The sequence below is a fragment of the Paenarthrobacter sp. 22069 genome, from assembly GCF_052046035.1.
Classification (GTDB): domain Bacteria; phylum Actinomycetota; class Actinomycetes; order Actinomycetales; family Micrococcaceae; genus Arthrobacter.
Window position 1 is genome coordinate 103,821 of the sequence record NZ_JBQEQF010000011.1, and the last position, 12,382, is coordinate 116,202.

The 12,382-nt window shown below is 65.3% G+C and carries 12 protein-coding genes; 6 read left to right on the forward strand and 6 right to left on the reverse strand.

Features of this window, described 5'->3' with window-relative positions; all coding sequences use genetic code 11:
* The first annotated feature begins 73 nt into the window (after positions 1-73).
* The 4 genes from ACTJK0_RS10945 to ACTJK0_RS10960 all read left to right on the forward strand — a co-directional run bounded on the left by ACTJK0_RS10945 (position 74) and on the right by ACTJK0_RS10960 (position 4,793).
* The gene (locus tag ACTJK0_RS10945; RefSeq protein ID WP_440745176.1) at positions 74-1,801 is read left to right on the forward strand and encodes a purine-cytosine permease family protein; all 1,728 of its coding nucleotides are present in this window, start codon (positions 74-76) and stop codon (positions 1,799-1,801) included.
* 211 nt (positions 1,802-2,012) lie between these two features.
* The gene (locus ACTJK0_RS10950) at positions 2,013-2,678 is read left to right on the forward strand and encodes a DUF6318 family protein (RefSeq protein WP_440745177.1); all 666 of its coding nucleotides are present in this window, start codon (positions 2,013-2,015) and stop codon (positions 2,676-2,678) included.
* A gap of 131 nt (positions 2,679-2,809) precedes the next feature.
* Positions 2,810-3,604 (forward strand): PKD domain-containing protein, encoded by a 795-nt coding sequence (locus ACTJK0_RS10955; protein ID WP_440745178.1) that lies wholly within the window; start codon positions 2,810-2,812, stop codon positions 3,602-3,604.
* A gap of 118 nt (positions 3,605-3,722) precedes the next feature.
* A complete protein-coding gene (locus tag ACTJK0_RS10960; protein WP_440745179.1) occupies positions 3,723-4,793 on the forward strand; it encodes an alkene reductase in 1,071 nt (356 codons plus the stop codon).
* A 234-nt stretch (positions 4,794-5,027) separates the two neighbouring features.
* Here ACTJK0_RS10960 and ACTJK0_RS10965 read toward each other — a convergent pair whose 3' ends face one another.
* Positions 5,028-5,345, reverse strand: a complete 318-nt coding sequence (locus ACTJK0_RS10965; RefSeq protein WP_110543852.1) for a hypothetical protein — start codon at positions 5,343-5,345, stop codon at positions 5,028-5,030.
* 128 nt (positions 5,346-5,473) lie between these two features.
* Between ACTJK0_RS10965 and ACTJK0_RS10970 the strand changes: the two genes are divergently transcribed.
* Positions 5,474-7,951, forward strand: coding sequence for a Tex-like N-terminal domain-containing protein (locus tag ACTJK0_RS10970; protein WP_440745180.1), 2,478 nt, complete (start codon positions 5,474-5,476; stop codon positions 7,949-7,951).
* Positions 7,952-8,034: 83 nt separating this feature from the next.
* On the forward strand, positions 8,035-8,370 hold the full coding sequence (locus ACTJK0_RS10975) for a hypothetical protein (RefSeq protein WP_440745181.1): 336 nt from the start codon (positions 8,035-8,037) through the stop codon (positions 8,368-8,370).
* Here the strand turns inward: ACTJK0_RS10975 and ACTJK0_RS10980 are convergent.
* From ACTJK0_RS10980 to ACTJK0_RS11000, 5 genes are all read right to left on the reverse strand, one after another.
* Positions 8,367-9,170, reverse strand: coding sequence for a YqjF family protein (locus ACTJK0_RS10980; RefSeq protein ID WP_440745182.1), 804 nt, complete (start codon positions 9,168-9,170; stop codon positions 8,367-8,369). The genes ACTJK0_RS10975 and ACTJK0_RS10980 overlap by 4 nt on opposite strands.
* A gap of 58 nt (positions 9,171-9,228) precedes the next feature.
* Positions 9,229-10,008, reverse strand: a complete 780-nt coding sequence (locus ACTJK0_RS10985) for an isocitrate lyase/PEP mutase family protein (protein ID WP_440745183.1) — start codon at positions 10,006-10,008, stop codon at positions 9,229-9,231.
* Between the two features lie 78 nt (positions 10,009-10,086).
* A complete protein-coding gene (locus ACTJK0_RS10990) occupies positions 10,087-10,482 on the reverse strand; it encodes a DUF1622 domain-containing protein (RefSeq protein WP_440745184.1) in 396 nt (131 codons plus the stop codon).
* A gap of 68 nt (positions 10,483-10,550) precedes the next feature.
* Complete coding sequence (locus ACTJK0_RS10995; protein WP_440745185.1) at positions 10,551-11,411, reverse strand: NAD-dependent epimerase/dehydratase family protein; 861 nt, start codon at positions 11,409-11,411, stop codon at positions 10,551-10,553.
* A 3-nt stretch (positions 11,412-11,414) separates the two neighbouring features.
* The gene (locus tag ACTJK0_RS11000; protein ID WP_440745186.1) at positions 11,415-12,335 is read right to left on the reverse strand and encodes an MSMEG_6728 family protein; all 921 of its coding nucleotides are present in this window, start codon (positions 12,333-12,335) and stop codon (positions 11,415-11,417) included.
* Positions 12,336-12,382 lie beyond the last annotated feature (47 nt).

Here is a 12,382-nt window from a genome sequence, read left to right on the forward strand (position 1 = left end):
GTGACCGCCCTGTCGTTTCCGCTGGTTACGGTCGGTTCCAGATCTTCCCCTTCCACCGAGAAAAGGCAGGCGTATGAGCCAGGACCTGGATACCCCGCAACTGATTGAAGGGGCGGCACCCGCTGGTGGCGCCGCCGTCGGGCTTTCTCCCGCATCTCCGCCCGCGGGCAACGCCGCCGCGCTCAACGCCACCAAGGAAAGCCTGGAGGATTACACACTGCGCTTCGCCCCGCGCTCCTACCGAAAGTGGAGCGCCGGGGTGGTGGCCACCAGCGCACTGGGTGGCATCGCCTACCTGGCGGACTTCTCCATTGGAGCCAACATCGGCATCTCGTACGGCACGGTCAACGCGATCCTGGGGATTGTGGTGGCCGCGGTGGTCATCTTTGCCACCGGTTTTCCCCTTGCCTACTACGCAGCCCGGTTCAACATCGACCTGGACCTGATCACACGTGGTTCAGGCTTCGGCTACTACGGATCGGTGGTCACCAACGTCATCTTTGCCACCTTCACGTTCATCTTCTTTGCGCTGGAGGGCTCCATCATGGCGCAGGGGCTGGAGTTGGGGCTCGGCGTGCCGCAGTGGCTGGGATACGCGGCGTCCACGGTGATCATCATTCCACTGGTCATTTACGGCATGAACACGCTGGCCAAGCTTCAGGTGTGGACCACCCCGCTGTGGCTGCTGCTGATGGTGGTGCCTGTGGGGTACCTGCTGGTCACGCACCCCGAAAGCATTGACAGCTTCTTCGCCTACACGGGCGCGTCCGGCGACGGCGGGCCGAACCTGGCATCCGTCATGCTGGCCGCCGGCGTTTGCCTGTCCCTGATGGCGCAGATCGCCGAGCAGATCGACTACCTCCGGTTCATGCCGCCACGGACCGCTGCCAACCGGGGCGCCTGGTGGCGCGCCGTGATCCTGGCCGGACCCGGCTGGGTGATCTTCGGCGCGATCAAGCAGACCGTGGGCCTGTTCATCGCCATCTACCTCATTGCAACACTTGATCCCGCCGCATCTGCCACGGCCAATGAGCCTGTGCACCAGTTCCTGGGCGTGTACCAGGAGATGATGCCGGCGTGGCTGGCCATGACGCTGGCTGTGGTGCTGGTGGTCATCTCCCAGATCAAAATCAACGTCACCAACGCCTACTCCGGCTCGCTGGCGTGGACCAACTCCTTTACCCGCATCACCAAAACCTACCCGGGGCGGATGGTGTTCGTGGTGGTGAACCTGCTGATCGCGCTGGTCCTGATGGAAGCCAACATGTTCGACTTCCTCAACACCATCCTGGGCTTCTACGCCAACTGCGCCATGGCCTGGGTGGTCACCGTGGCGTCCGACATCGCCATCAACAAGTACCTGCTGAAGATCTCCCCGAAGGTGCCTGAGTTCCGCCGCGGCATGCTGTACGCCGTGAACCCTGTTGGCTTCGTGTCCATGCTGGTGTCCGCCGGGGTTTCGATTGCCGTGTTCTTCGGGGCGTTCGGTCCCGCCATCCAGCCCTATTCGCCGATCTTCGCCGGGGGCCTGGCGCTGGTCCTGCCACCGGTGCTGGCCGTCGTGACCCGTGGGCGGTACTACCTGCGGCGCACTGACGACGGGATCGACCTGCCCATGTTCGACGGCGACGGCAACCCCAGCGACGCCAAGCTCCTGTGCCACGTCACGGGTTTGGAGTTTGAACGGCCGGACATGGTGCGGTCGGCCCAGGACGGGCCCGACGGCGGCCCCCAGTATGTCTCGTCCCTGGCCTTGTCCACGGACAAGACAGGGAAGTTGGTGCTGCCCAGCCAGAAATAGGAGTTCAAACTTTTCCCTTTGGGGATTCAGGAAGCCGGTGCACCTTTGATGCGCCGGCTTCCTTTGTGACTTCTTTTGTCGCATTCCCGATGTTAGAACCCGGACGGGATTTCGCCTGTGGATAAGTTTGATCGCCCTATTGTGGCCTGGGCTACCCTTAAGTCACTGTTCGGAGCAAGCCGTCTTGAAACTACTGGGGGAATAGCGGCCCATGACATCACAGAACATCTTTTCGTCCGGCGCTGCGCGGTCGGGTGCCGTGGCCATAGCTATCGGCCTGTCCCTGGCTTTGGCCGGCTGTAACTCCGGTGGCTCGCCCGGCCCCGGCGCAAGTTCTTCCCCTGTCGCTGCGGAGACCCCCACAGCTACTGCGACGCCTACCCCCACACCCACGCCGAGCGCCGTGTATAAACCCGCCGACGCCACTGGGCCAGCCCAGAACGTGCCGGTCCCCGTGCTGCCGGAGGTGGCCAAGACGGAGACGAAGGAGGGCGCCGAGGCGTTCACCAAGTATTGGTTTTCGGTTTTGAGCTATTCCTATGAAACCGGGGATGCATCCCTGTTTGAGAGCATTTCACCAACTCCTTGCGAAGCTTGCCAAAAAGTAAGCAAGGTTGTGAAGGACTGGCACTCGGAAGGGCGGTGGTTGGTCGGTGGGAAGATATCTACACCCGTCGCAAATACAACGTTTATCAAGGCCGAGAACGGCACCTACCAAATGGCGGTACAGGTTCATCAGGAACCCTTGTCGTACATACGAGCTGATGGGACCGTGGCTCGAACAGACCCTCAAGCGGCGGATCAAGGGAACCTACTCGTCCTCAAGTACCGTGGGGATGGCTGGTCGGTTGTTGAGCTCGGAAACATAGTTGGATAGTCATGCCTTTCCCGCGCCCGTTCTCCGTCCTTCTCGTGGCTTTTGTAGCTATAGGGGTTTCTGCTTGGCCAGCGCAGGCTGAGGCCGGCGACGATCCAGAATTTGGGGGTTCTTGGGCCCCCGGACTGACGATGGCCGGACATACTTGGGACCCCGGACGCAACCAGTTTGTTGTGTTGGATCCCAGTGTTCCTCCGACCGACCCCAACGAGTACAAGTACGAACTCCAGTGCCATCTCGGCGGCGGCGACTTCGATACGCCTTGCCTTGCACACCAACTCGACTGCAGGGACCGGGAGGACGGTGCCAAGGGCATTCCTGTGATCTGGCTTTCGCGGCCCAGGGGTGTCCCCGGCGCGGTCTGGGCACATCACTCCGGACCCACCTGCCTGTACGATCCCAAGCCTGAGGATCTGCTGCCCCGGATCGCGGCGGACATCCAGCGCCAGTTCCAGAACCTTCCGGTGAACGCGGGCAAGGTTGTGGCCCAACCCAGCCCGAACACCCTGCGCGGCGCAGAAACCAACTTCTATGCCGAAGCACTGGAACAGCAGTTCGATGTCACGATGTTCGGCCAAAGGATCCACGTAGTGGCGACACCAGTGCAGTACACGTGGAACTACGGTGACGGCACGGTCCTTGGTCCCCAGCCGTCAATGGGCGGTGCCCTGCCGCAGGACCGGTGGGGTGAAAAGACCCGGACCAGCCACGCCTACGCATCCACGGGGGATTTCCAGGTTGTCCTGACCACCTCTTTCCAGGGCACCTACTCCGTGAACGCCGGACCGCCGCTGCCTATCCCGGGACAGGGCCAGTTCAGTTCCCCGCCGCAGACCATCAGCGTCTGGCGGTCCCTCACCCGCAACTACGCCGATGACTGCAACACCAATCCCCAAGGCCAAGGATGTCCAGGGGCTGCGCGGTAACCGCAGGACGAGGGGGCCCGGACGTGATCCGCGTCCCACCGGGACAAACAAGGAATAGTTGCATGCGCCCCACAGTTGGCAGAGGCAGTACGTCTTCAGCCTTCGAAAGGAACTGCGCATGCTGTTTTCCCCACTCACCCTCGGCGAACTGGAACTCCCCAACCGGCTGGTGATGGCACCCCTGACCCGGCTCCGCGCGGGAGAGAAGGGTATCCCCGGGCCGCTTGTCGTCGAGCACTACCGCCAGCGCGCTTCCCTTGGGCTCATTGTCAGCGAAGGTATCTACCCCACACCTGCGGGGCAGGCGTACCCCGGCCAGCCCGGCATCGTCACCGAGGAACAGGTTGCCGGCTGGAAGAAGGTCACCGACGCCGTGCACGCCGAAGGCGGCCGCATGTTCGCGCAGATCATGCACGGCGGCCGGGTTTCCCATTCGGACATCACCGGCGGCGTGCCCATCGTCGCCCCCAGCGCCGTAGCCATCGACGGTGTCGTCCGGACTCCCGCAGGCAAGCAGCCTTACCCCGTGCCTGAGGCCCTGGCCACCGACGAACTTCCTATGGTCATCCAGGAGATCGTCAACGCCTCGCTGAACGCCATCGAGGCAGGCTTCGACGGCGTGGAACTGCACTCAGCCAACGGCTACCTGCTGCACGAATTCCTCGCACCCAACTCCAACGTCCGGACCGACAGCTACGGTGGATCGCCGGAGAACCGGGCACGCTTTGTTATCGAAACCGTAAACGCCGTGGTGGCAGCCCTCGGAGCGAACCGCGTGGGCCTGCGCATCTCGCCCGAACACAACGTCCAGGGCATCGCCGAGACCGACGCCGCGGACGTCCGTGCCACTTACGAAGTCCTCGTGGACAGCATCGCGCCGCTCAACCTGGCCTACCTGAGCATCCTGCACCACGACCCCACCGGCGACCTCGTCCAGGATCTCCGCACACGCTTCGGGGGTACCTTCCTGGTCAACACGGGCTTTGGCGTCGTCACCACGCGGGAAGAAGCCGTAAACCTTGTGTCCGAAGGACACGCGGACGCAGTGGTGGTGGGCCGTCCCGCCATAGCGAACCCGGACCTTGCCCGCCGCTGGAAGGAAAGCCTTCCGCTCAACGAGCCCGACGCGTCCACCTTCTACGCCGAGGGCGCCACCGGCTACACCGATTACCCGGCCTACCAGGGCTAACCGGCGGCTCGGCCAAGCCGCGGCAAAACGACGACGGCGGCACCCATCAGGGGTGCCGCCGTCGCTGGCTGGCCGGGGTGCTGGTCCCGGGCAGCAAGGCCGGGAGGCCATCCGACGACCCCCGGCTGAAGACTAATATTGGCCCGCCGGACTCCAGCGGAAGCCGGCGGTGATCAGATGATACTCCATCGAATGGACTCTTACCATAGGTACTTTTGCGGCCCCTGGAACGGCCTAAAGCACGGCTTCACGGCCGGTGCCTTCCTTCATGCGCAGCCGCCCGTCCTCGATGGACACCAGCACGCTCTTGGGCCGTCCGCTGACCTTGGTGATGGCCTTCAGACCACGGTTGGTAACCTCCACTCCCACCTGCGCGCCCTTCGCCGGCAACTCCACCGACACCTCTGTGGCGATTCCGAGCAACGGGTTGGTGGACACGCCAAGATCCCTGCGCACCTCCTTCCCGTTGACGGTCACCGTGATGTTGGCGTCGTCGAACCCCTCCTGAAACACCACAAGCAATTCACGCATGACGGCCTCTTCCTTGAGCATCGGCGCCGGTAACGGCATGACCACTACAGCACTTTGATGGCCCCAAAGGAATACCTCCCCGCCCTGTTGCACTTCTGCGGCCACGTCCTCCGGTGGAGCCGGGAAGGCCTGTAGGGCAAGATGTTCTGGTGACCCAACAGCCTGCACCTTCCCCCGCTTCCATCCCCTCCGGCGCATCAGGGGAGGACGCGGTCCTCGCCCAGATCGCTGCCGAACTGGGTGTCAAAGCCTGGCAGGTAAAGGCAGCGGTTGGCCTGCTCGACGGCGGGTCAACAGTTCCGTTCATCGCCAGGTACCGCAAGGAAGCCACCGGGACGCTGGACGACACCCAGCTTCGTGACCTGGAGGAGCGGCTCCGCTACCTCCGCGAACTGGCGGACCGCCGTCGTGCCGTCCTTGAGGCGATTGAGACGCAAGGCCAGCTGACTCCGGAACTGCGCAAGGCGATCCTGGCGGCCGACACCAAGTCCCGGCTTGAAGACATCTACCTGCCGTTCAAGTCCAAGCGCAGGACGAAAGCCCAGATAGCCCGGGAGGCCGGGCTGGAGCCGCTCGCGGATGCACTCCTGAAGCGGCCGGACCTGGACCCGGAACGGGAGGCCGCCAAGTACCTGAACACCGAGCACTCCATCGGTGACACCGCTGCCGCGCTCGCCGGCGCTCGTGCCATCCTGGTTGAGCGGGTGGCCCAGGACCCGGATCTCGCCGCGAACCTGCGGGACCGGATGTGGACGCAGGGCCGCATGGTGTCGCGTATCAAGAAAGGCAAGGAAGCGGAGGGCCAGAAGTTCGCTGACTACTTCGCGTTCGCCCAGGCGCCGGACAGGATGCCGTCCCACCGCGTGCTTGCGCTCTTCCGCGGCGAGAAGGACGGCATCCTTGAGCTGGACCTCGCCGAAGCAGACCCGTCGGACGACGCCGCCCTCACCGCTGCCCGGGCCCGCTACGAATCCGCGGTGGCACGCTTCCTCGGCGTCGCCGACCGAGGACGGCCCGCCGACGCCTGGTTGATGCAGACGGCACAGGTGGCCTGGCGCTCCCGCGTCCTCGCCCGCCTCACCTCCGACCTCCGCACCAAGCTGTTCGCCGCGGCGGAGGACGAAGCGGTCCGCGTGTTCGCCGCCAACCTCAGGGACGTCCTGCTGGCGGCTCCCGCCGGCAACCGGCCCACCCTGGGCCTCGACCCGGGGCTGCGGACCGGGGTCAAAGTCGCGGTGGTGGACGGCACCGGCAAGGTGGTGGCCACTGACACTGTCTACCCGCATGCTCCTGCCCGGAAGTGGGACGAAGCCCTCGCCACCCTGGTCCGGTTGGCGCGGCAGCACGCCGTCGAACTTGTGGCCATTGGCAACGGGACCGCATCCCGGGAGACGGACAAACTCGCCGCCGAATTGATCAAGCTGCTGCCCGGCGTTGACCGGAAACCGCAAAAGCTCGTGGTGTCCGAGGCAGGTGCGTCGGTCTATTCCGCCTCCGCGCTCGCCGCCGCCGAACTGCCGGGCATGGACGTATCGCTGCGAGGTGCCGTGTCCATTGCCCGCCGCCTGCAGGATCCGCTCGCCGAACTCGTCAAGATCGACCCCAAGTCCATCGGCGTCGGCCAGTACCAGCACGACGTGACAGCGTCGAAACTCGACCGGAGCCTCGATGCGGTGGTGGAGGACTGCGTGAACGCCGTGGGAGTTGATGTGAACACCGCGTCGCCGGCGCTGCTGAGCCGGGTGGCCGGCGTCGGACCCCTGCTGAGTGAAAACATCGTGGCCTACCGGAACGAGCACGGCGCCTTCAACAAGCGCACCGACCTCAAGAAGGTGCCCCGCCTGGGCGCCAAGGCGTTCGAACAATGTGCCGGCTTCCTGAGGATTACCGGGGGAGCGGAACCCCTGGATGCATCGAGCGTGCACCCGGAAGCGTACGCCGTGGCCCGGAAGATCAAGGTTGCCGCGGGCTCCGCGCCGGCGTCGTCACTGGACCCGCAAAAGTTCGTTGACGACACGTTCGGGCTGCCCACCGTCCGGGATATCCTCGCAGAGCTGGATAAGCCCGGGCGTGATCCCCGGCCGGCCTTCGCTGCCGCCACATTCTCCGAAGGCATTGAAAAGATCTCGGACCTGGTGCCCGGCATGATCCTCGAGGGCACCGTGACCAACGTGGCGGCCTTCGGCGCGTTCGTCGATGTGGGCGTCCACCAGGATGGGCTGGTCCACGTGTCCGCCCTGGCCAACCACTTTGTGGCGGATCCACGTGAGGTGGTGAAGTCCGGCCAGGTTGTCCGCGTGAAAGTCCTGGAGGCCGATCCGGAACGCAAACGGATCTCGCTGACCTTGAGGCTCGACGACGAACCGGCCGGCGCCGCCACAGGTTCAGGGCGTCGCGGCCCAGGCGCTGAAAAGACCGAGCGCGGCGGTAAGGCTGAGCAGCCCGGGAAGCCTGAGCAGCCCGGAAAGGCTGGGCAGCCCGGAGAGGCTGGGCGGGGCGGACGTCCGGACCGCCAGCAACCGGGAAGGCAGGCACGCGGGACGGGTGGTGGCCGGCCGGCTCCCAAACCCGAGCCGGTCAACACGGCAATGGCCGAGGCACTCAGGAAGGCCGGACTGGGCAAGTAGGCACGCCCTGCACGTATTTCAAGGCCCACGGGTGACCGTTGGTGGGGCTTTTGGCGCGGGTGGGTTTTCTGCAAGGGTGGAGTATGACGTATTTCCTGGAGTACACCGTTCCTGCCGCCCCCGGCGATGCTGGCTTCGAGTTCCCGCATGACGAGATCAACGCCGGCACTACCGTCCCGCTGACGCAGACGGACGCCGAAGTGGTGCATACTCCTGCCCTCCCGGCCCGCACGGGCATTTTGGGCGCCACCGTGCCGGAGGCGAAGCTCGAGGCTGAGCAGTTGATTTCCCATAGCCGTGCCTCGGAAGCGTCCCTGTACTACGATCCGTCCAACTCCCTGCAGGCGGGCGTCGGCACCCTGGTTAGCACTTTCAGCGAAGGCCAGGGCTGGCAGGATCTTCAGGACACCGGCTTCTAGTCGGCACCCACCAGGCCGGGCCGGCCGAACCTTGTCCGCACCCCAGGGGAATAGAGAACCGACTCCGGTGCTCCGCTGACGCCGATTCCTGCAGCGCCCACCAGCCCATCGGCGAACCCGTGGAGGTCCGCTGCAAACAGCGGCCAGGGATTATGCGTGTTGGGGATATAGGCGGTTCTTCCGAAGAAGCGGCCATGCATGCCGAACCTGGCGGTCAGGAAAATGGATAACGGGTCAGCGGCTGCGGTATCCAGGTGCGGAATGACCGCGAAGTTGCTGCTGGCGGCCGTGGCGCCGAACCGGCGCACGGAATAGCCCAACGGAAAATCATCCGTGCTGCGGGCTGGCCCGGACCGGCTTAACGCGTGCTGCGGATCGCCGTCTCCGGGGAAGGCCGGCCAGTGCCGGATTCGCGACCATACATACGGAATTCCGGCCGCCCTGGTTGCCAGGACCACCGGCAGCCGGTTGGCGTCCAGGCTCAGGAACACCACCCCGCGGGTCCCGTCCGGCCCGCGTGAGTAGAGCCGGACGTTGACCTCGTTGAAGCTGCCCAGATACGGAATGCCCGGGCCGCTCCCAAGCCCGGCTTGTTCCATCCGGAATCCGATGAGACCAACCCAGGAACTACCGTCGAACACATCCGGCCGTACTCCTGCGGGCATGTATCGGGCCGCCACCGACTCCGGAATGCGCCAGTGGAGGAAGATCGCGTCCAGCCATCGTTGGTCAGAGAACACCGGCGCGGGCAGCCCGGGCGGCCGCGGCCAGAGTCCGGCTGCAGATGATGTCGCCTTCATCTCCACTCCTTCGCTGCGCCGGATCACCCAGCTTCTGGCCGCACGGCTGTTGCACCCTTTAGTTCAGCGGACGCGTGTTCTCCGGAAGCTGGCCGCCAGCAAGGAGGCTGGCCGCAGCGTCACTCAGTGCAGTCAGGGCGACCCGCTGTGTCCACGGACCGTACGAGATGCGCGCGACGCCCAGTTCCTGGAGCTTGGCCGGCGGCAGGGACCCCGGAACGTTGATGACCGAGACCTTGTTCCAGCCGATGCCCTCCACCAGCGCGGCGACTGTGGGTTCGTCCAGCAGTCCGGGGACGAAGACGGTGGTGGCGCCTACGTCCAGGAACGCCTTGCCCCGGGCTATGGCATCCGCCAGAACCTCGTCGCGGTTCCGGTCCCCGGCCTTGAGGAAAGCATCGGTCCGGGCATTCAAAACGAAGTCGACTCCCTCTGTGGAGCCTGCGTGGACGGCTGCCGACATTTGGTTGACTGCGTCTGTAAGCGGCCGCATCTGGTCCTCGATATTCGCTCCGACCACGCCAACTCCAATCGCCCGGCGTACTGTTTCGCCCGGATTTCCATAACCGGATTCGAGATCGGCGCTCACCGGCAGGTGGGTGGCAGCCGCTATGCGGCCCACGAAGTCGATCATCTCGCCGACGGGAATGTTCTCGCCGTCCTCGTAGCCGAGCGACGCTGCGATCGAGTGGCTGGCGGTGGCCAGGGCGGTGGTGCCTGGGACATCCGTGATGACTTTCGCGGTTACCACGTCCCACACGTTGACCACTTGAAGGATCTCAGGTGCCTCATGAAGGCGGAGCAACTCGGATGCTTTGGCGCGGGTGGATTCAGTCATGGCTGAAGCCTAACGGACGGGGTCACCGCCTCCGGCGGTGCGGGGAGAACGGTGCTCGCCCCGGGCAGGGAGCCAGCCTTATCCCGCGGGGGCGTCGGCGCCGGAACGGGCAGCGGCCGGGTCCTTCTGCCACGGCCAGCGTCCGCTGATTTCCAGTTCCAGCGAGAAGCTGAGGAATGTCCTGATCAGCACGATGATGGCCAGTACACCGACGCTTTCAAACGTCGGGGTCACGGCAACGGTACGGATGATATCGGCAGCTACCAGCAGTTCCAGGCCCAAGAGGATGGACCGGCCCAGCAACTGGCGGTAGGACCGGTAGAAACCCAGCTTGCCTGCTCCGGGTGGGAGCTGCCGCGGCTGGTGGCCGCGCAGTGCCAGCGGGAGGGCTACCACGGCCCCGGCCACCATGACGGCAACCCCCGCGAAGTCCACCAGCTGCCCCGCTGCCTTAATGATCTGCCGAAATTCCATGCCCTGCCTCGTCCCGGGCCAGGCGTGCCGCGTCCGGCCTGGCAGTGACCAGGGAACGGCGGCGCCCGTTATGGATGGCGAACACCGTTTCCCGCAATAACGTCCCTGTACCCTTCCCTGAAGGTGGGAAACGTGAAGGTGAATCCGGTGCTGCTGAGGAGGCGGTTGCAGCAGCGCTTGTTGCCCCCGCGGGCCGGACCTGCGTCGCCAACCGGCGGCGATGGCTGCCCCAGTTCCTCCGCAAGGAACCGCAGTACTGTCCCCAGGTCTGCGCAGTCGTTGTCCACGCCCACGTAGACAGGCGCAGGTGCTGCTTCCATCGTGGCCAGGTGGACGATGGCGGCCGCGGCGTCGTCACGGTGGATGCGGTTGGTGTAGCGCACGTCCTCGGGGATGACCGCGGACTGCGTCCGTACCTGGTCGATCAGCCGGGTCCGGCCCGGTCCGTAGATGCCGCCCAGTCTCAGCGCTGTGCCGGAAGTGCTGGTTCCGGCGAGCCGGGTCTGCAGCAGGTCCTCCGCCTCCAGCAGCACCCGTCCTGAGAAGCCGGCAGGTTCCGGCTGCGTGGATTCATCCACCCAGCCGCCGGCTGCGTCGCCGTAGACGGCGGTTGAGGATACGAACAGGATCCTGTCCGGTGCCACCTGGTCGCGCTCCAGCGCGTCGAGGACGTTTGCCACACCGCGTACATACGCAGCGCGGTATGCCTCCTCGGTAGGGGAGTCGGCAGCAACAGCAATGACGACGGCGGTGGTGTCCGCCGGGACCGGCGGCAGGTCCGGCGATCCCAGGTCCGCCGCGGCGCCTTCGATATGTGCCGGCAGCTTGCCGGGGGTCCGGCGCCACCCCACGACCCTGTGGCCCAAAGCAGCGAAACGGAGCCCTGCCTCGGTGCCCAGGTCACCGCAGCCCGCCATAAGGATGGTCATTGGTTACGGTGCCTCCACCGGGAAGAAGGCGCGCGGGTCCTGCAGGAGGGCGGGGTAAGCGAACGCAGAACGGTCGATAATTTCCAGGACCTCAAAATTCCTGCCGAACCGGCCATCGTCAAGCGTGATGGGCCGGCCCACCACGTGTCCCACCGCGAACCTGGACCCGTTCTCGAACGGAACGGCAACGGGCGTCTTTCCGGGAAGGGTCCGGAACGCCTCTTCCTGCGCAAGCCGCTTGCGGGTGGGCTTCTTGGCCTGCGGCTTCGGGGGCGCCTTCTTGGGGGCGCGGGAAGGACGGCGGGACCCGTCGTGCACGTAGACAGGGGAGTACCCGTCATCCCCGCCGGCCATGGCTGCCGCCTCGGCAGCCTTCCGGTTCACAGGCGGCAGCGCCACCGTGCTGAGCGACTGGGGATCGACCTCGTCGTACGGCTCACGGAGGATCCACAGGATGTCCCCCTCAGGTTCCTGCGGGAGGAACTCGTGGCGCGGCTCCGGCCAGACGTAGTCCATGTCCGGAATCGCGTCAGCGAAGACAGGCGTGTAGAACTTGGGTTCCTTGTGGACCAGCTTGGACCGGTGGCTGAGGTGGAAGTCGGGGTCTCCGAGCCACGGCGGCATGACAATCTTCGCTGCATAGTCGGGGTGCGCCGCCTGCGGGGCGAACTCGGCGATGTTTGCACGGGTGTTGTCGGGGTGGCCCCGTTCGATCCATTCATCCACCATGGCCAGCCCATACATGGTGAGCGCGGGCACGTGGCCCATCCACATCCGGATCGCAGGGTGCGTCTGCCAACCGTAGCCGGGAATCACCAGGGCGCGGAGGGTCTGCAGCGCTTCAACCCGCTGCTTGCCCAGCCGTGCAGTGTCCAGGGCTTTGGCGCTTTGGCGGAAGTCAGGGTATGGGAGGAAGGTTTGCATCTATTCAGTCTGACGGCATGCGGCGGATGTTCCAATTGCAGTGCGCA